Origin of the sequence: Nocardioides speluncae, from assembly GCF_003121585.1 — a bacterium.
Classification (GTDB): Bacteria; Actinomycetota; Actinomycetes; order Propionibacteriales; family Nocardioidaceae; genus Nocardioides; species Nocardioides speluncae.
Genome location: NZ_QEOO01000049.1, coordinates 55,357 through 73,907 on the forward strand (window position 1 = coordinate 55,357; position 18,551 = coordinate 73,907).

Consider the following 18,551-nt stretch of genomic DNA (forward strand, 5'->3'; position numbering starts at 1 on the left):
TCAGAACCTAGACCGTGCCGCCGACAGCGGCGCGGGATCGGGTGAACCACGGCCAAATCGTGACCCTCCCGCTAGAGCAGACGCACGTCGTGGCCGTTTGGTTGCCCCTGGTTATGTCCGGTCCCGTCCGGATCGCCGAAAGCCGTGCTGACACAATGCCGCCTATGTCCACCACGACCGCTCCCGAGGTCGCGGTTTCCGCCGCTGCCTCCGGCCCGGCGCGGCCCCGGGTGCTCTCGGGTATCCAGCCGACGTCCGACTCGTTCCACTTCGGCAACTACCTCGGCGCGACCCGGCAGTGGGTGCAGCTCCAGGAGGACCACGAGCCGTTCTTCTTCATCGCCGACCTGCATGCGATCACCGTCGAGCAGAACCCCAAGCAGCTGCGCGACCGGGTACGCCGTGCCGCGGCGCAGCTGATCGCGATGGGCGTCGACCCGGCCCGGTCCGCGATCTTCGTGCAGAGCCAGGTTCCGGCGCACGCCCAGCTGGCGTGGGTGCTGCAGTGCCTGACCGGCTTCGGCGAGGCGCGCCGGATGACCCAGTTCAAGGACAAGTCCGCCAAGGGCGGGGAGGGCGCGGCCAGCGTCGGCCTGTTCACCTACCCGATCCTGCAGGCCGCCGACATCCTGCTCTACCGGCCGCACTACGTCCCGGTGGGCGAGGACCAGCGCCAGCACCTCGAGCTCACCCGCGACCTCGCGCAGCGGTTCAACCACCGCTACAAGAAGACGTTCCGGCTCCCCGAGCCGTACATCCTCAAGGCCACCGCGAAGATCCTCGACCTGCAGGAGCCGACCGCGAAGATGTCGAAGTCGGCGTCCTCGCCGGCCGGCATCATCGAGATGCTCGACGAGCCCAAGGCCAGCGCCAAGAAGATCCGCTCGGCGGTGACCGACTCCGACACCGTGGTTCGGTTCGACGAGGAGGCCAAGCCCGGCGTCTCCAACCTGCTGACGATCTACTCCGCGCTCACCGACCGGAGCATCCCGGACCTGGAGAAGACCTACGACGGCAAGGGGTACGGCGACCTCAAGCGCGACCTCGCCGAGGTCGTCGTCGAGTTCGTGACCCCGTTCCGCGAGCGGACCCTCGAGCTGCTCGAGAACCGCGACGAGCTGGACGCGATCCTCGACGACGGCGCCGCTCGCGCCAACGCCGTCGCCGAGCGGACGCTTCGGGACGTCTATGACCGGGTCGGCTTCGCCGTCGCCAGGACCCAGTAAGGTCAGGCCGTGCCCACCATCGGTGTCGCGATCGCCATCCCGGAGCCCTGGGCCCGGGAGCTGCAGGACTATCGCACGTCCATCGGCGATCACACGGCCGCCATGATTCCCACCCACATCACGCTGGTGCCGCCGACCGATATCGACGACGCGGACCTGCCGGCCGTGATGAAGCACCTGGAGGAGGCTGCCGGCAAGCGCGCCGGCTTCCAGATCCACCTGAGCGGCACCGGGACGTTCCGGCCGGTCTCCCCGGTCGTGTTCGTCTGCGTGGTGCAGGGGATCTCCGAGTGTGAGCAGCTGGCCAACGTCGTACGCACCGGGCCGCTCGCCACCGACCTGGACTTCCCCTACCACCCGCACGTCACGATCGCCCACCACCTGACCGACGACCTGCTCGACCGGGCGTTCGCCGAGCTGCGTGCCTTCGAGTGCATCTTCGAGGCCAGCGAGTTCCACCTGTACGTCCACGACGACGAGGTCGGCTGGCAGCCCACCCGCAGCTTCCCGCTGCAGATACCGGCCGTGACCTAAGGGTGTGTCTGTAGGGCAGTGCCTTCGCTCAAGGATCGACTCAACTCGGGACTGACGTCGGCCCGGGCGCGCAGCCCGTTCCTCGACCACCTGGTCCGCACCGTCCGGCACTACTCCGCGGTCAAGGGCAACCTGCAGGCCGGAGCGGTGACCTACTTCGGCTTCCTCTCCTTTTTCCCGATCCTGGCCCTCGCCTTCGCGGTGATCGGGTACGTCGCGCGGATCTACCCGGAGGCCGAGCAGGACCTGGTCGACGCCATCAACGAGGTGCTGCCGGGCATGGTCGGCAACGACCCGGGCCAGATCAAGCTCGCCGACATCCAGGACGCGGCGCCGGGCATCGCCAGCGTCGGCCTGGTGGTCGTTCTCTACTCGGGCCTCGGCTGGCTGTCGAGCATGCGCGACGCGCTGTTGGTGATGTTCGAGCTGCCGCAGCGCGAGCAGCCCAACCCGTTCGCCGGCAAGCTCCGCGACCTGATCTCGCTCGCCATGATCGGCGTTACCCTGATCGTCAGCGTCGCGGTGTCCGGCGTGGTCACTGGCTTCTCGAAGGACATCCTCGAGCTGGTCGGCCTCGGCCGCGAGCTGTCACCACTGCTGAACGCGGTCAGCGTGCTGGTCGGCCTCGGCGCGAACATGCTGCTGTTCTTCGCCCTGTTCCGGCTGCTCGCCAAGCCGCACACCCCCAAGCGCGCGCTCTGGTCCGGCGCCCTGCTCGGCGCGGTCGGCTTCGAGATCCTCAAGCAGCTCTCGCGCTACCTGCTGGCCTCCACCAAGCACCAGCCGGCCTTCCAGGCCTTCGGCATCGCGCTGATCCTGGTGGTCTGGATCTACTACTTCTCCCGGGTCGTCATGTACGCCGCGGCCTGGAGTCACACAAGCGAGAGTGCTCGGGAGCTGCGGGAGAAGGAGGAGGCGGCCGCCGCGGCAAAGGCTGCCCGGAACCGGGTCGACCTCCGGAAGACCCCAGGCGCAGCGACTGGCGCGGCCAGCACCGGCGCCCTCGCGAAGGCGTTCGCGGCCGGCGGCGCGGCCGCGGTCGCGGTGATCGCCCTACTCAGGCGACGAGTTTCAACGCGTCGTTGAGATCGGGATCTTCATCGCGCCCACGTTAGTGGTCTAGTCACCGTGTGCGAGAGTGTCGCCTCGTGAGGTTCGAACGCAAGCACGCCTATCTGCTGCTCGCCGTCGCGGTCTGGAACGTGATCACCTTCGGTAACCTCGCAATGAACCTGATCCAGGCCGCCCAGGACGGCGAGGACCGGGCCGCCGGCTACTGGATCGCACATACTGTCCTAATTGTCGTCAATTTCCTGATCGCGGGGGTGCTTGGCGCGCTAGGGTGGCGCGCGCTCCGCGAGACTCGCCGAGCGCCGGCCGAGGGCTGACAACACAGTTTGGAACGACAGATGACCGCACCATGGGTCGCGGGTGCCACGTGTGCCGTGGCCACGCTCGCACTGGCGGGCTGTAGCTCCTTCGCGGACAAGTCCGCGGACGAGATCGAGGCGGCTGTCCGCAAGGACATGCAGGACGCGACCGCACTCACCATGGAGGGCACGCTCAACGGCATCGACGTGCGTGCCTCGATGGACGACGAGGGCGACTGTCTGGTGACGATGCGGCCGGAGGGTGGCGGAGCGGCCGACTTCATCGTCGTGAAGGGCGACAAGGCCTTCCTCAAGGCGAACGAGTCCTACCTCCGGCAGGCGACGTCCGACAACGACGAGATGGTCGACCTGCTCGCCAACCGGTGGGTCGAGCACGACGTCGCCAAGACCAAGAGCTTCTGCGACCTCGACGGCTTCCTCGACGAGTTCGCGGAGGACGACGGCGAGCAGGTGGACGCCGAGAAGGGCGACCCGGCAGAGATCGACGGCCATGAGACGATCGCGCTCGTCGACAAGAAGGACCACGGCGGCACCACGACCGTATGGGTCGCCGTCGACGGCAAGCACTACATCTTGAAGGTCGCGAACAAGGGCGGCGACGAGCCGGGATCGATGCTGCTCAGCGACTACGACGAGGACGTCGCAGCCGAGGAGCCGGATGACGTCTTCGAGCTCCCCAAGCCGTAGCCGCGGCTTGCCGAAACCACCCCACCAGAACCGGTGTGTGAGACTTCGCAGATCCGGACCCACCACAGACGAGCAGCAGGAGCAACGATGACAACGTCCAGGCGCGTGATGGCCGGCTTGGCCACCCTAGCCACGGCGATGCTGATGACGGGCTGCAGCTCGTTCGCGGACAAGTCCGCCGACGAGATCAAGGACGCCACCATCGAGGACATGAAGGACGTCTCGGCGTTCACCATGGCCGGAACGATCGATCAGGACGGCGGCGAGTCCGAGCTGAAGTTCTCGATGGACGAAGACGGCGACTGCGTAGGGACGCTCAAGCGGTCCGGCGGCACCGCCGACTTCATCGTGGTCAAGGGCGAGAAGTCCTTCTTCAAGGCCGACGAAGCACTCCTGACCTCGACCGGCCAGACAGACCCCGCCCAGGTCGCCCTGATGGCCGACAAGTGGATCGAGCAGCCCGTCGAGCAGACCGACAACTTCTGCAACCTCGACAAGTTCCTCGAGGAGTTCGAGGACGTGGACGAGGACCGCGAGGTGACGAAGGGCGACACCACCGAGGTCGACGGCGAGGACGCGATCGAGCTGATCTCCAAGGACGAAAAGGAGACCACCATCGTCTCCATCGCCACCGACGGCGACCACCACGTCCTCAAGATGGAGGGCAAGGGCGGTGATGAGCCCGGCTCGTTCACCTTCACCGACTACAACGAGAACGTCGAGGCCGAGGAGCCGGACGACGTGATGCAGCCGCCTGCGGGCTAGCAGCAGCTAGTGACCGTGCTTCATCGCCATACGTAGGTCCCGGTTGAGCTGGGAGATCACGTCGAGCGGGATCTCCTTGGGGCAGGCAGCGGTGCACTCGCCGATGTTGGTGCAGCCGCCGAAGCCCTCGTGGTCGTGCTGGCCGACCATGTTGACCACGCGGGTGTCGCGCTCGGCCTGGCCCTGCGGCAGCTCGCCGAGGTGGGTGATCTTGGCGCCCATGAACAGCGAGGCCGAGCCGTTGGGGCAGGCGGCGACGCAGGCGCCGCAGCCGATGCAGGTGGCGACGTCGAAGGCGCGGTCGGCGGCTTCCTTCGGGACCTGGATCGAGTGCGCCTCGGGGGCCGAGCCGGTGTTGACCGAGATGTAGCCGCCCTGCTGGATGATCCGGTCGAACGACGAGCGGTCGACGCAGAGGTCCTTGACCACCGGGAACGCCGAGGAGCGCCACGGCTCGATGGTGATCTCGTCGCCGTCCTTGAACGAGCGCATGTGCAGCTGGCAGGTGGTGGTGACCTCGGGGCCGTGCGGCTCGCCGTTGATCATCAGCCCGCACATGCCACAGATGCCCTCGCGGCAGTCGGAGTCGAACGCGATCGGCTCCTCGCCGCTGGCGTTCAGCTCCTCGTTGAGGACGTCGAGCATCTCGAGGAACGACATGTCCGGCGAGACGTTGTCGAGGTCGTAGGTGTGCATCGCACCCTTGTCGGCCTCGCTGGCCTGCCGCCAGATGTTGAGGGTGAGCTTCACTTGTAACTCCGCTGCTTCATCTCGATGGCGGTGTAGACCAGGTCTTCTTTGTGCAGGATCGGCTGCTCGTCGTCCCCGCCGAACTCCCACGCCGCGACGTACGCGAACTGGTCGTCGTGGCGCAGCGCCTCGCCGTCCTCGGTCTGCGACTCGGCCCGGAAGTGGCCGCCGCAGGACTCGCGCCTGTTGAGCGCGTCGATGCACATCAGCTCGCCGAGCTCGAAGAAGTCGGCGACCCGGCCGGCCTTCTCCAGCGACTGGTTCAGCGAGTCCGCGGTGCCGAGCACCTTGACGTTGCGGTAGAAGTCGTCCTTGAGGGTGCGGATCAGGTCGATGGCTTTCTTCAGGCCGTCCTCGGAGCGCTCCATCCCGCAGTACTCCCACATGATGTGGCCGAGCTCGCGGTGGTAGCTGTCCACCGACCGGCTGCCGCCGACGGTCATGAAGTGGTCGATCCGCGACTTCACCGACTGCTCGGCCTCGAGTACGGCGGGGTGGTCGGCCGCCAACTTCTCGAACGGCCCGTCGGCGAGGTAGTCGCGGATGGTGTGCGGGAGCACGAAGTAGCCGTCGGCCAGCCCCTGCATCAGCGCGGACGCGCCGAGCCGGTTGGCACCGTGGTCGGAGAAGTTCGCCTCGCCGGTCACGAACAGCCCGGGGATCGTGGACTGCAGGTCGTAGTCGACCCAGAGACCGCCCATCACGTAGTGCACGGCCGGGTAGATCCGCATCGGCAAGCTGTACGGGTCCTCGCCGGTGATCCGGGCGTACATGTCGAAGAGGTTGCCGTACTTCTCCTCGACCGCGTCCCGGCCGAGCCGGGCGATCGCGTCGGCGAAGTCGAGGTAGACACCACGCCGTACGCCGTCGACCTCGGGGCCGACGCCGCGGCCGTCGTCGCACTGGTACTTCGCGGCGCGCGAGGCGATGTCGCGGGGGACCAGGTTACCGAAGGACGGGTAGATCCGCTCCAGGTAGTAGTCGCGGTCCTCCTCGGGGATCTCCCGCGGGTCCTTGGCGCAGTCGGCCTTCTTCTTCGGCACCCAGATCCGGCCGTCGTTGCGCAGTGACTCGCTCATCAGCGTCAGCTTCGACTGGTGCGAGCCGGACACCGGGATGCAGGTCGGGTGGATCTGGGTGTAGCACGGGTTGGCCATATAGGCGCCCTTGCGGTGCGCCCGCCAGGTGGCGGTGACGTTGCAGCCCATCGCATTGGTCGACAGGTAGAAGACGTTGCCGTAGCCGCCGCTCGCGAGGACCACGACGTCGGCGAGATGGGTCTGGACCTCGCCGGTGACCATATCGCGGGCGATGATGCCGCGCGCCTTGCCGTCGACAACGATCAGCTCCAGCATCTCGTGGCGCGTGTACGTCGTGACGGTGCCGGCCGCGACCTGCCGCTCCAGCGCCTGGTAGGCGCCGATCAGCAGCTGCTGGCCGGTCTGGCCACGGGCGTAGAAGGTCCGGGAGACCTGGACGCCGCCGAAGGAGCGGTTGTCGAGCAGGCCGCCGTACTCGCGGGCGAAGGGCACACCCTGAGCGACGCACTGGTCGATGATGTTGGTCGACACCTCGGCCAGCCGGTAGACGTTGGACTCCCGCGAGCGGTAGTCGCCGCCCTTGACGGTGTCGTAGAAGAGACGGTGGACCGAGTCGCCGTCCTCCTTGTAGTTCTTGGCCGCGTTGATGCCGCCCTGGGCGGCGATCGAGTGGGCGCGGCGCGGGGAGTCCTGGTAGCAGAAGGACTTGACCTCGTAGCCGGCCTCGCCGAGCGTCGCGGCGGCGGAGGCGCCGGCCAGGCCGGTGCCGACGATGATCACCGACAGCTTGCGGCGGTTCGCCGGGTTGACCAGCCGGGCCTCGAACTTGCGGGTCTGCCAGCGCTCCGCGATCGGGCCCTCCGGGGCCTTGGTGTCGCGGATCGGGTCGCCGGGCGTGTAGTAGCCGACCGCGTCGTCGGTCGCGTCACCGGGAGCGTCGGGGGAGGGGTCCGCGGCCAGCGTGGTGTCGGGCATGTCGTTGGTCATGGAGGGCCCTTACTTCTCGATGATGCCGACGAGGACGGAGACCGGCACGAGCGCGAAGCCCACCGTGATCACCAGCGCGGTCGTGAACGCGACCTTGCGCCAGAACCAGCGGGCCTGCGCGTTCCCGGCGAAGCCGAGGGTCTGTGCCGCGCTCCAGATGCCGTGGTGCAGGTGGGCGCCGAGCATCGCCATCGCGACCAGGTAGATCAGCGTCAGCCACCAGGTGTCGAAGCTGTCCACCAGCAGGTTGAAGGGGTCGCCCGCCGCGTCGCCGGTCTCGCCGGTCTTCACGTTGACCTTGCCGACGGTGAAGTTCAGCAGGTGCCAGATCACGAACAGCAGCAGCGTCACGCCGCCCCAGCGCATCAGCCGGCTCGCGAAGATCGCGCCGGTGTGCTTCTTCACGACGTACTTCACGGTCCGGGCCTTCTGCGCCCGCCGCCACAGCATCACCGCGGCGTAGACGTGCAGGATGACCGAGACCAGGAGCACCACGCGGATGATCCACAGCAGCCCTTCGTGGGGGAGCATCGGCTCCCCGAAGGTCCGCAGGTGGTGGGCGTACTCGTTGAACGCGTCGTGCCCGGAGAACGCCTTGAGGTTGCCGTACATGTGCAGAAGCACGTAGCCGATGAAGATCAGGCCGGTGACGGCCATCAGGAGCTTCAGCGCGATCGTGGATCGCGTGGACCGGCTGCCTTTGACGAGAGTCGGGGTTGCCACAAAGGAACCGTATCGCTGCCCGAGACGCGCGGGCGCCATCAGGACTGTGAGATATCCCCTGTTACCGGCTCGTCACACCGCTGCGTCGTACCGCGTCGGCGGCGGTGTCCAGGTCGGCGTCGGAGTTGAAGTAGTGCGGCGAGGCGCGGACCAGCCCGGCCAGCCCGCGGGCGGCCATGTCCAGCCTCGTGGACTCGCGGTGGCTGACGCTCACGGTGACGCCGGCGTCGGCCAGCCGCGCCTTGGCCTCCGGGGCCTCGACTCCAGCGAGGGTGAAGGCGACGATCCCGCCCGGGCCGTCGCTCTCGGGTACGTCGTGGATCACCAGCCCGGGAAGCCCGCGCAGCCGGTCGCGCAGCCCAGCGGCCCGCGCCCGGACCGCGCTCTCGACGGCCGCGACCCCGAGATCGAGGAGGTGCGCGACCGCGGCACCGAGCCCCAGCCGGGCCGCGACGTCGTACTCCCAGAGCTCGAAGCGCGCGGCATCCGGCCGGAGTGAGTACGCCGTCTCGCCGGACCAGGTACCGCCACGCATGTCGGCGGCGAGCGGCTCGAGGGAGTCGAGCAGGTGTGGCGCCACGTAGAGGACGCCGGTCCCGCGGGGGCCGCGCAGCCATTTGCGGCCGGTCGCCGAGAGCCCATCGACGCCGAGGTCGGCAACGTCGATGGCGAGCTGACCGATCGACTGGCAGGCATCGAGCAGCACCAGGGCTCCCGTTCGGTGTGCAAGATCCACGACCTCGCGCACCGGGTTGACCAGGCCGCGGTTGGTCGGCACGTGCACGACCGACACCAGCCGCACCCGCTCGTCGAGGGCGCGCTCGAGCGCCTCGAGGTCGATCCGCCCGAGCGGGTCGGACGGCACGACCTCGACCGAGACGCCATCCGCGCGGACCCGCTGTAGCAGTGCGATCGCGTTGCTGGCGTACTCGGTACCAGAGATCAGCACCCGGTCGCCCTCGCGCCACGGGAGTGCGGTCATGAACTGGTTCCAGGCCCGGGTCGCGCTGTCGGTGAGGGCGATCGTCTCCGGCTCGGCGCCGAGCAGGCGGCCGACCAGGGCGGGGAGCGCGGCGAGATCGGCGGACCGCTCGGCGGCGGCGCGGTAGCCGCCGACCTCGGCCTCCCGCCGCAGATGAGCCACCATCTCGTCGACCACGCTCCGAGGCGGCAGCGAGGAGCCCGCACTGTCCAGGAAGACGTGGTCGAGGCAGCCCGGAGTCCGGGCGCGCTCCGCATCGACGTCGATCACACCGGACATCCTGCCGAACGGATCCTTACCGGTTGATGACGTCGGCCGTGAACACCTCAGAACTGTCGGTGGTGCTCCCTAGGCTCGAGGCCGTGTTGTCGCGACCGGGCAGGGTGCCCCGCGCGGAGCGCGCCGAGGAGGCTGGCTCGATGAGTTCGCAGGGGGGTTCAGGCTGGGACGGCGAGACGCTGATCCAGCGGTACGACGAGGTCCGAGCCCACACCGAGACCCTGGCGGCGCCACTGTCGCCGGAGGACCAGACCGTGCAGTCCATGCCCGACGTCTCGCCCACCAAGTGGCACCGCGCCCACGTCACCTGGTTCTTCGAGACGTTCGTGCTGGCCGATCACGAACCAGGCCACAAGCCGTTCGATGAGCACTACCCGTTTCTGTTCAACAGCTACTACGAGACCGTCGGGCCGCGGTACTCGCGTCCCGACCGCGGCCTGGTCAGCCGGCCGGGTGTGGCCGAGGTGGGGAGCTACCGCGCCAACGTCGACGAGCGGTTCCGCGACCTGGTCGCCGCGCTCGACGGCGGCACCCTAGACAAGCTGCTGCCCACCATCGAGCTCGGCTTCCACCACGAGCAGCAGCACCAGGAGCTGCTGCTGATGGACATCAAGCACGTGCTGTCGCTGAACCCGATGCGCCCGGTGTATGCCGGGCGGCCCGGCGAGCCGGCCGAGTCCGACCAGCTCGGCTGGGTGGACGTCGAGGGCGGCCTGGTGGAGCTTGGCTACGAGGGGGACGGCTTCTGCTTCGACAACGAGCTGCCCCGCCACCAGGTGTGGCTGGAGCCGTACCGACTGGCCGACCGGCTGGTGACCAACGGCGAGTGGCTGGAGTTCATGGCCGACGGCGGCTACCGACGTCACGAGTTCTGGCTCTCCGACGGCTGGGCGAAGGTCAACGCGGAGGGCTGGCGGGCGCCGTTCTACTGGACCGAGGTCGACGGCCGCTGGTTCGAGCACACCCTCAACGGCACTTGGCCGGTCAATCCCGGCCTCCCGGTCAGCCATGTCAGCTTCTACGAGGCGGAGGCGTTCGCGAGCTGGGCCGGTAAGCGGCTGCCGAGCGAGGCCGAGTGGGAGCACGCCGTGATCGACGGGGCTGGTGTGCCCGCCGAGGGCGCGGGCGGCAACCTCGCCGACACCGAGACCTGGCACCCGCGCGCGGCCGGGCCGGCCGCGGCAGGCCGGCTGCGGCAGGCGTTCGGGGACTGTTGGGAGTGGACCTCCTCGGCCTATCACGCCTACCCGGGCTTCCATCCGCCTGACGGTGCGATCGGCGAGTACAACGGCAAGTTCATGTCCGGCCAGATGGTGTTGCGCGGCGGCTGCGCGCTGACGCCGCCCGACCACGCGCGGGCGACGTACCGCAACTTCTTCCCGCCCGGCGCCCGCTGGGCACTCTCCGGGGTGCGCCTGGCCGACGGCGGAGTCGGCTCCCGACGTGGGACGGACGCCGCATGACCACGGTGCGTCAGCCCGAGGTCGAGGTGCTCCTTGATCCGGACTGGGCAGCCACCAGCCTGGTCGCCGACGTCCGCCGCGGGCTCTCCCAGCAGCCGCGCACGCTGCCGCCCAAGTGGCTGTACGACGACCGCGGCTCAGACCTCTTCGACCAGATCACCCGGCTGCCGGCGTACTACCCGACCGAGCGCGAGCGTTCGATCCTGCAGGCTCACGCCGCCGACATCGCCGAGCTGACGGGGGCGTCGATGCTGGTCGAGCTGGGCAGCGGGACCAGCGACAAGACCCGGATGCTGCTCGACGCGCTATGGGCCGGCGGCACCCTGGAGACGTTCGTTCCGGTGGACGTGTCCGAGGGCACGCTTCGCTCGGCCGCCGAGTTGCTGTCGAAGACCTACCCGGGCCTGCAGGTGCAGGGCGTCGTCGGTGACTTCACGCTCCACCTCGGCCACCTGCCGCGCGGTGGGCGGCGGGTCGTGGCGTTCCTCGGCGGCACCATCGGCAACCTGTACGTCGAGGAGCGGGCGGCCTTCCTCGGTGCCCTGGTCGACTCCCTGGAGCCGGGCGACTGGCTGCTGCTCGGCACGGATCTGGTCAAGAGCAGCGACCGGCTGATCGCGGCGTACGACGACCCCGGACGAGTGACCGAGGCGTTCATCGGCAATTGCCTGAAGGTGCTCAACGAGTCGCTCGGCGCCGACTTCGACACCGATGCCTTCTCCTACGTGCCCTTCTGGGATCCGCGAATGGACCGGATGGACCTCCGGCTACGGGCTGAGATGCCACAGCGGGTGTCGATCCCCGGCGCCGACGTGGTTTTCGACGTCGCGTGCGGCGAGGAGATCCGGGTGGAGATCTCCACGAAGTTCCGGCCCGACGGCATCCGGAGGGAGCTCGCCGACGCCGGACTCGCCGTGCGGAAACTCTGGACCGACCCGGATGGCGACTTCGCCGTCACTCTCGCGGAGCGGGTCTGACGGTGGCTTGAGCGAACGGAGCACCCCAGGACACCCCCACGCCGCAGGTTGAGGGATCACCCCTCATGCCCTTTCCCGCCGTACGCCAGAGGCTTGAGGCATCAGGTCACCGGCATCGGAGCCGGGTCCTCCCACGGCAAAGGAAAGACCATGAACCGCTTCGCGAAGATCGCCATCCTCACCGCTACCGCGGCCCTGACCGCCGGCGTCCTGGCCCCCACCCAGGCCAGCGCCGACGGCGTGGTGATCGGCAACGTCTGCAGCGAGGTCGGCGACACCGCGGGCGCCAGCTACAACGTCAAGCTGTGCGACGTCACCGACGTCGACCAGTTCCGGGTCAACCTGCCGAAGAACGGCAACGCAGCAACTGCGGTCCTGGCTCCCTCTACAACGTCCTCCACTACCTGGAGGAGCACCGCGGCCTGAAGAGCAAGATCGTCGACAACGGCCAGCCGCTGACGACGTACGACCCCTACGACCCGAATGACCAGGACGAGGTCACCGCGTGGCTGGGCTGGCTCGGCTGGGCGGCCGGGATGGCGCCCGAGGGCGGCAGCACCACCTCGCCCGGGCTTCGCGAGGCGTTCAAGAAGGCCACGAGCCAGGCCCGCAACCAGGGCTGGCACGCCGAGACCGGCGGCATCTCGACCGACTCCACGCCGGAGTTCGGCTACGAGATCGCCAAGCGGCTGCAGCACGCGCCGGTGCAGATCTGGTACGGCCGCTACACCCAGAACGCGGACAAGTCGGTGACCCGCGGCGGCGGCCACATCGTCACCGTCGTGTCGGCCAAGGGCGACCTCGGCAGCGGCAAGGTCGAGCTCACGCTCGCCGACCCGGGCCGCGCCGGTGACCACGGCCAGGGCGACTACCTGAGCACGCAGTCCGCCGTCCGCTACGAGACGGTCACGCTCTACCGGATGCAGATCAACCGCAAGACCGAGGCGACCGAGACCGAGCCGGCGTCCTGGCAGGTGCACACCTACTGGCGGCTGCTCGGCCCCGAGTACGAAGCGTCGACGTTCCAGTTCGTGGAGGGCCTCAACTGGTTCGAGGCGGCGCCTCCCGTCGGCTGACGACTTCGACCACCCGAGGTGCTCAGGACGCGCCGAGCTCGGGCGGCAGCTCGCGCTCATGGAGTACGACGAGGCTGGTGACCGCCCGGGTGAGACACACGTAGAGCCGCCGCAGCCCGGTCATCCGGTCGGCCTCCTGGTCGACGATGTCCGCGGGCTCGACCAGCACGACGTGGTCGAACTCCAGGCCCTTGGCGAGCGACGCCGGCACCAGGTCGACCTGCTTGTCGAGCGCGGGCTCGTCGACGCCGAGGACCTGGTGGGCGATCTGTCGGCCCTCCAGCCACCGCGTGAACCGCGGGACCAGCGCGTCCGGAGCGATCACCCCGACCGACCCGATCCGCTCCTCGGCCAGCGCCCCGGTCAGGTCGAGCCCGGTCTCGAAGCGGAGCTCACCGCGCGTGCGTCGTAACGACGTCGGCGGCCGGAGCTCGGGCGCGATCACGGGCAGCAGCCGCGCGGCGTACTCGATCACCGCGCCGGGCACCCGGAACCCCTGCGTGAGCTCCTCGATGTGCGCGGCCCTGCCGGGGTGTCTCAGTCCGAGGTGGCCCAGCGCCGCCTCCCACGAGCGGGCACCCCACGGCGTGGTCGCCTGCGCCAGGTCTCCGAGCACGGTGGCCGAACCGGTCGAGCACCGCCTGCCCACCGCCCGCAGCATCATCGGCGACAGGTCCTGGGCCTCGTCGGCGACGACGTGGCCGAGGCTCGGCGTGCGCTCGACGAGATCGGCCGCCTCGTCGACGAGCACCGCGTCGGCGAGCGAGCGCTTCGGCCGGTCGCGCAGCAGGAGAGCCTGCTCCTCCGGGGACAGCACCCCGTCGGCGGCAGTCGCCAGGAAGTCCGGCTCGGTCAGCAGCTGCTTCACGATCCGGGCGGGCAACACCCGCGGCCAGACCTCGTCGACCGCCGCCTTCACCGGGCGGCTGCGCGCCACCGCATCCTGCACCCGGTCGTCAGGAGAGTTGCCGGCCAGCTCCATCTTCACGAGTACGGCGTGGGCGAACCGCTGTGCGAGCATCGCCCGCGCGGCGCCGTACCGGACGCCGCGACTCTTCTGCGACGCGAGGATCTCCTCGATCTCGTACGCCGGCACCCGCCAGCGGGCCGACCCACGGGGCACCACCAGCGGCTCGTTCGGCTGCCGCACCGAGCCCCAGATCGCCCGCGACAGCACCTCGGCCATCCGCGCGTCACCCTTGAGCGTGGCCACCGCCGGATCGTCGGTGCCGCGGATCGGCGCCCGCTCGGCGACCAGGTCCTCGATCGTGGAGTGCCGCGCGTCGATCTCACCGAGGGCAGGCAGCACGTCGCCGATGTAGCGCAGGAAGCTCGCGTTCGGCCCGACCACGAGGACGCCCTGGCGGGTGAGCTGGTCGCGGTGGGTGTAGAGCAGGTACGCCGCCCGGTGCAGGCCGACGGCGGTCTTGCCGGTGCCGGGTGCGCCCTGCACGAGCACCGACTCCGTCAGGTCGGCGCGGACGATCACGTCCTGCTCGGGCTGGATGGTGGCGACGATGTCGCGCATCGGGCCGACGCGCGGACGCTCGATCTCCTCCTCGAGGATCCGGCTGTACTCCTCGTCGCGCGGCCGGTCGAGCCGCTCGTCCTCGTACGCCGTCAGCATCCCGGTCTGGAACCCGAACCGCCGGCGCCGGGCGACGCCCATCGGCGCCTTCGCCTGTGCCCGGTAGAAGGGCAGGCTGATCGGCGCGCGCCAGTCAACCACCATCGGGTCGCCGAGCTCGTCGGTGACATGGCGGCGGCCCACGTAGAAGTCCTCGCCCGCGGCGTAGTCGAGGCGGCCGAAGAACAGCGGCACGGTCGGGTCGTCCTCGAGCGCCTTCATCCGGCGGTAGATCGCCGACTCCAGGAACTGCCGGCTCACCCAGTCGCCGGCCGCCGACGCGTCCATGCTCTCCGTCTTCGCCCGCATCCGGGCCAGCGCCTGCCGGGACGCGGCGAGGTGGCCCTGCTCGTGGGTGAGCTCAGGATCGGGCATGCGAAGGCCTCCGAAGGCGTGGGGAGCCCGCCGACAGTACGTGAGCCACCTGCCGAGGAGCCACCGACCTTTCTCCGAGCGCGGTGGCTCAGGACAGGGCGTCGACCAGCTCGCGGCGGCCGGCGATCCCGAGCTTGGTGTAGATCCGGCCGAGGTGGTTCTCGACGGTCTTCGGGGAGACGAAGAGCTCCTGGGCGATGTCGCGGTTGGTACGGCCGCCGACCGCGAGGTCCGCGACCCGGCGCTCGCTCGCGGTCAGCGCGTCCGGGCCGACGGCCAGGGTCCGGCGCGGCCGGTCGCCGATCGCCTCGAGGGCGTCGGCGGCGCGGTCCCGCAGCACCCGGGATCCGCAGTCCGCGGCCAGCTCGCCGCCGCGCACGAGCACGTCGCGTGCGTCGGTCCGCCGCCTGGTCACCCGGTAGCACTCGCCGAGGTCGACCAGCGCCTTCGCGAGGTCGAGCCGGCTCGGGGACATCTCGAGCCAGTCCACGGCCTGCTCGAAGGCCTTGACCTGGCTGGCCGGCTCACCGGTGCTGACCATGCCGCGCAGCCGCAGCGCCGCGCCCACATCGGTCGGGGCGCCCCACCGGTGCGCCAGCTCGACCTGCTCCTCGGCGAGGGTGCGCGCCTCGTCCTCGTCGCCGAGCCGGAGCGCGGCGAGCGCGGCACTCCATCGCCACGGCACGCTCGCGGGGTCGAGCCCGGCCTGCTCGGTCGCCTTCCGCAGCTGCTGCGCGGCCGCGCGGGCGGCAGTCGGGTCCTGCTCGGCCAGCGCGGTGCGGCCCTTGGCCTCCAGCAGCCACATCGCCGGGATGACCGCGCTCGCCTGCCCGCAGCGCCGGTCGAAGTCGTCCAGGTAGCGCCGGGCCAGGGCGACCTCACCGCGCTCCAGGGCGGCGTGCGCGCCGAAGTGCGCGGCCGTCGCCCGCAGCGCCACGACGTGGGAGGAGTTGTCCTCCGGCTCGACGGCGGCCAGCGCGCTGTCGGACTCCACCTCGGCGCCGGCGACGTCGCCGAGGCGCCAGGCCAGGTACTGGGCGGTGTTGGCGACCATCGCGAACTCCACCGGCGAGCCGTGCCGCTGCACCCGCTCCCGGGCCCGGCGGATCTCGGCGCCGGCCATCGCGACGCCGTCGGCGGCGACCAGTGACATCACCGCGACCACCCAGCCGACCATGCCCTCGATGCTCCCGGACGCGTCGTCGAAGAGCGCGCCCTCCGACAGCGCCCGAGCCGCGAGCCGGGCCACCTCGTCGTGCGGGTCGGCCTCATAGCGGCCGCGCTGGGCCGAGAGCGCCAGCAGCGTCCGCTCGTCGGGGCTGGTGCCGGGCAGGTGGGCGAAGTCCCGCAACCGGGCGGCGGCGGTACGGCGCTCCTCCGGGAGGAACGAGCGGATCACGCCCAGCCGCGCCTCCAGCACCAGCCGCGGCGGGTCGAGGGTGGCCGGCATCCCAGCGAGCAGGTCGGTCAGCTCGGCGACTGCCGCCGCACCGCCGTCGAGTACGGCGGTGGCCGACGCGGCCTGCCCGTGGAGCCGGGCGCGTTCGAGCGGATCGTCGTGTTCGACCGCGGCGCTGCGCAGGATCGGCCGGGCGCGGCGTACGTCGCCGGCTCGGAGCTGGGCTCGGCCGAGCTCGGCCGCGAGTGTCTGGTCGTCGGGCTGCTCGGCGGTGGCCCGTTCGAGGTGCCGGGCCGCGGTGGCATGGTCGCCGGCCGCGGTCGCGAGGACCGCGGCCTCACGGAGTAGGTCGGCCGCCTCCGCCAGGCTGCCGGCCGGCGCGAAGGCGAGATGGGCGGCGACCACGGCCGCCGGAGCCCGCCCGGCGTGCAGGGTCGTGGCGGCCCGGGCATGGAGGTGGGCGGTCTCGACCGGCCCCAGCGCCGCCAGCGTGGCCTCGCGGATCACGGGATGGACGAAGGCCAGGGTGCGCTGGCGGATCAGCACGTTGTCGGCGACCAGCCGGTCCAGCGCCTCCTGCAGCCGGTCGGGCGGTAGCTCGACGAGCTCGCCGGCCAGCAGTGCGTCGTACCCGTGCCCGTGTCCGAGCACCGCCGCCGCACCAGCCAGCGCGAGCGCGTCCGGGGTGAGGCGGCTCAGCAGGGCGCGGGAGACCGTCGTCGGCCCGAGCCCGCGTACGGCGATCGCCGACGCCGGGTCGTCGAGCGGATGGCCTGTCGCGACCAGCTCGTCGAGCAGGGCGCTGGTCAGGAACGGATTGCCGCCGGACGCCAGGTGGACCGCCGCGATCACGGCCTCGTGCGGCGGCGTACCGCGGTCCGCCCCGAACGCCTCGACCGCCGCCCGGGTCAGCGGCCGCGGCAGCAGCAGCTCGGCGTGGCGCGACGAGGTCAGCTCCGCGAGCGCGCCAGTGCGGTCCGCCGGCGGCCGGGTCGCCACGACCAACGCGATCGGCAGGTCGGCCACCCGGCGCGAGAGGTAGTTGAGGAAGCCCAGCGACGGCGGGTCGGACCACTGCGCGTCGTCAACGGTGATCAGCAGCGGCCGGGTCGAGGAGAGGTCGACCGCGACCCACCACAGCGCGTGCAGGGTGCGGGCCACCTCGGCGTCGCCGGCGCCCGGACCGGCCGGCGCCGTGTCGAGCGCGGAGAGCGCGTTGCCGGTCGGGCCGGCCACGATCGCCTCCCGGGTGGCTCCCGAGTACCGCGAGATCGAGCGCTCCACCATCTGCCGGACCACGCCCCACGCCATCGCGCTCTCGAGCTCGTCGCCGGTGGCCTGCAGCCGGCCGAAGCCGCGCTCCTTCGCCAGCCGCCGGGTCTCCTCGACCAGGCGGGTCTTGCCGATCCCGGCCTCGCCCTCGATCACCAGCACCTGTCCGGTCCCGGTGGCGGACGCATCCAGGGCGGCCGCGATCCGCGCGAGCTCGGTCTCGCGCTCGAGGGTCCCCGTCATGACCCTGAGGGTACGGCGCGACTCAGGCGCTCCGGATCGCGCAGCGGCTTGCCGTGGCCGAACAGCGCGAGCTCCGGCCGCAGCTCGGCCAGCCGCCGCATCGAGGAGCGGTTCTCGGCGATGTCCACGGTCAGGAACGACCACGGCTCCCGGACCTTCGGCAGCCGGATGAACACGTCGCCGCACAGCAGCACCCGGTCGGACTCGCGCCACAGCGCGATGTGGCCGGGGGAGTGGCCCGGGGTGTCCAGCACCTCGAAGCCGGCGACTTCGTCGCCCTCGGCAAGGCCACGGCCGACCTGCCAGGCCGGCGGCATCGGCATCTTGCTCATGAGCTTGGGGATCCGGCCCGGGCCGGTCACCGGCGTTGCGGTCTCGATCGCCTCGGCGTCCTTGGCGCCGGTCCACAGCGGCACGCCGAGCTCTTCGCAGACCGCGGCGCTGGACCCGAAGTGGTCGGGGTGCGCGTGGGTGACCAGGTGCGCGGAGACCTTGTGGCCCGAGAGGTCGCGGAGGATACGGCGCCGCGAGGCCGGCGTACCGGCGTCGACGAGTACGTCGCCCACGAGATAGGCGTTGACGAAATGGGGCGGTTTCCCCAGCAGTTGGTGCACCCCGGGAGCGAGTTCGCGCACGCGCCGGATCATATCGATCAGACGGCCTCCGGCGTGGCCGTTTCAGGAGAGGGCCTCGTGGCCGGGCGGCCCCCTCGGGGCGTGTCCCGGCGCCCCTGCCCTGCGGCGCGACGCCCGGCA

16 protein-coding genes are annotated in these 18,551 nt (G+C 70.5%); 9 read left to right on the forward strand and 7 right to left on the reverse strand.

Translation table 11 applies throughout. The annotated features are described in order from the left end of the window. Window positions 1–164: 164 nt before the first annotated feature. From trpS to DDV73_RS25400, 6 genes are all read left to right on the forward strand, one after another. Window positions 165–1,226 carry a tryptophan--tRNA ligase gene (gene trpS, locus DDV73_RS25375; RefSeq protein WP_109510068.1) on the forward strand — a complete coding sequence of 354 codons (1,062 nt, stop codon included), beginning with the start codon at window positions 165–167 and terminating at the stop codon, window positions 1,224–1,226. A 9-nt stretch (window positions 1,227–1,235) separates the two neighbouring features. Further along, entirely contained in the window at window positions 1,236–1,760 is a 525-nt protein-coding gene (locus DDV73_RS25380) for a 2'-5' RNA ligase family protein (RefSeq protein WP_109510069.1), read from the forward strand. Window positions 1,761–1,778: 18 nt separating this feature from the next. Beyond that, window positions 1,779–2,846: a YihY/virulence factor BrkB family protein gene (locus DDV73_RS25385; RefSeq protein WP_109510070.1), complete on the forward strand. Its 1,068-nt coding sequence runs from the start codon at window positions 1,779–1,781 to the stop codon at window positions 2,844–2,846. A 62-nt stretch (window positions 2,847–2,908) separates the two neighbouring features. Continuing rightward, the gene (locus tag DDV73_RS25390; RefSeq protein WP_109510071.1) at window positions 2,909–3,148 is read left to right on the forward strand and encodes an SCO4848 family membrane protein; all 240 of its coding nucleotides are present in this window, start codon (window positions 2,909–2,911) and stop codon (window positions 3,146–3,148) included. A gap of 21 nt (window positions 3,149–3,169) precedes the next feature. Continuing rightward, window positions 3,170–3,838, forward strand: coding sequence for a hypothetical protein (locus DDV73_RS25395; RefSeq protein WP_154402909.1), 669 nt, complete (start codon window positions 3,170–3,172; stop codon window positions 3,836–3,838). Window positions 3,839–3,925: 87 nt separating this feature from the next. Next, a complete protein-coding gene (locus DDV73_RS25400) occupies window positions 3,926–4,603 on the forward strand; it encodes a hypothetical protein (RefSeq protein ID WP_154402910.1) in 678 nt (225 codons plus the stop codon). A gap of 6 nt (window positions 4,604–4,609) precedes the next feature. Here DDV73_RS25400 and DDV73_RS25405 read toward each other — a convergent pair whose 3' ends face one another. The 4 genes from DDV73_RS25405 to DDV73_RS25420 all read right to left on the reverse strand — a co-directional run bounded on the left by DDV73_RS25405 (window position 4,610) and on the right by DDV73_RS25420 (window position 9,364). Continuing rightward, on the reverse strand, window positions 4,610–5,353 hold the full coding sequence (locus DDV73_RS25405; RefSeq protein WP_109510074.1) for a succinate dehydrogenase/fumarate reductase iron-sulfur subunit: 744 nt from the start codon (window positions 5,351–5,353) through the stop codon (window positions 4,610–4,612). After that, window positions 5,350–7,368: a fumarate reductase/succinate dehydrogenase flavoprotein subunit gene (locus DDV73_RS25410; protein WP_109510150.1), complete on the reverse strand. Its 2,019-nt coding sequence runs from the start codon at window positions 7,366–7,368 to the stop codon at window positions 5,350–5,352. Before DDV73_RS25410 ends, DDV73_RS25405 begins: the two co-directional genes overlap by 4 nt. A 21-nt stretch (window positions 7,369–7,389) precedes the next feature. Continuing rightward, on the reverse strand, window positions 7,390–8,103 hold the full coding sequence (locus DDV73_RS25415; protein WP_109510075.1) for a succinate dehydrogenase cytochrome b subunit: 714 nt from the start codon (window positions 8,101–8,103) through the stop codon (window positions 7,390–7,392). Between the two features lie 61 nt (window positions 8,104–8,164). Then, a complete protein-coding gene (locus DDV73_RS25420) occupies window positions 8,165–9,364 on the reverse strand; it encodes an aminotransferase class V-fold PLP-dependent enzyme (RefSeq protein ID WP_206051090.1) in 1,200 nt (399 codons plus the stop codon). Between the two features lie 140 nt (window positions 9,365–9,504). On the opposite strand from DDV73_RS25420, the gene egtB reads away from it, so the two are divergent. The 3 genes from egtB (at window position 9,505) to DDV73_RS25440 (ending at window position 12,880) form a co-directional block, all read left to right on the forward strand. Then, window positions 9,505–10,827: an ergothioneine biosynthesis protein EgtB gene (gene egtB, locus DDV73_RS25425; RefSeq protein ID WP_109510076.1), complete on the forward strand. Its 1,323-nt coding sequence runs from the start codon at window positions 9,505–9,507 to the stop codon at window positions 10,825–10,827. After that, complete coding sequence (egtD, locus tag DDV73_RS25430; protein WP_109510077.1) at window positions 10,824–11,804, forward strand: L-histidine N(alpha)-methyltransferase; 981 nt, start codon at window positions 10,824–10,826, stop codon at window positions 11,802–11,804. The genes egtB and egtD overlap by 4 nt, the downstream gene beginning before the upstream one ends. 305 nt (window positions 11,805–12,109) lie before the next feature. After that, window positions 12,110–12,880 carry a hypothetical protein gene (locus tag DDV73_RS25440; RefSeq protein ID WP_154402911.1) on the forward strand — a complete coding sequence of 257 codons (771 nt, stop codon included), beginning with the start codon at window positions 12,110–12,112 and terminating at the stop codon, window positions 12,878–12,880. Between the two features lie 22 nt (window positions 12,881–12,902). Here the strand turns inward: DDV73_RS25440 and DDV73_RS25445 are convergent, their stop codons facing one another. The 3 genes from DDV73_RS25445 to DDV73_RS25455 all read right to left on the reverse strand — a co-directional run bounded on the left by DDV73_RS25445 (window position 12,903) and on the right by DDV73_RS25455 (window position 18,431). Further along, window positions 12,903–14,882: a HelD family protein gene (locus DDV73_RS25445; protein ID WP_109510080.1), complete on the reverse strand. Its 1,980-nt coding sequence runs from the start codon at window positions 14,880–14,882 to the stop codon at window positions 12,903–12,905. An 88-nt stretch (window positions 14,883–14,970) separates the two neighbouring features. Then, window positions 14,971–17,796, reverse strand: coding sequence for a helix-turn-helix transcriptional regulator (locus tag DDV73_RS25450; RefSeq protein WP_109510081.1), 2,826 nt, complete (start codon window positions 17,794–17,796; stop codon window positions 14,971–14,973). After that, window positions 17,793–18,431, reverse strand: a complete 639-nt coding sequence (locus tag DDV73_RS25455) for an MBL fold metallo-hydrolase (RefSeq protein ID WP_109510152.1) — start codon at window positions 18,429–18,431, stop codon at window positions 17,793–17,795. Before DDV73_RS25455 ends, DDV73_RS25450 begins: the two co-directional genes overlap by 4 nt. Between the last annotated feature and the right edge of the window lie 120 nt (window positions 18,432–18,551).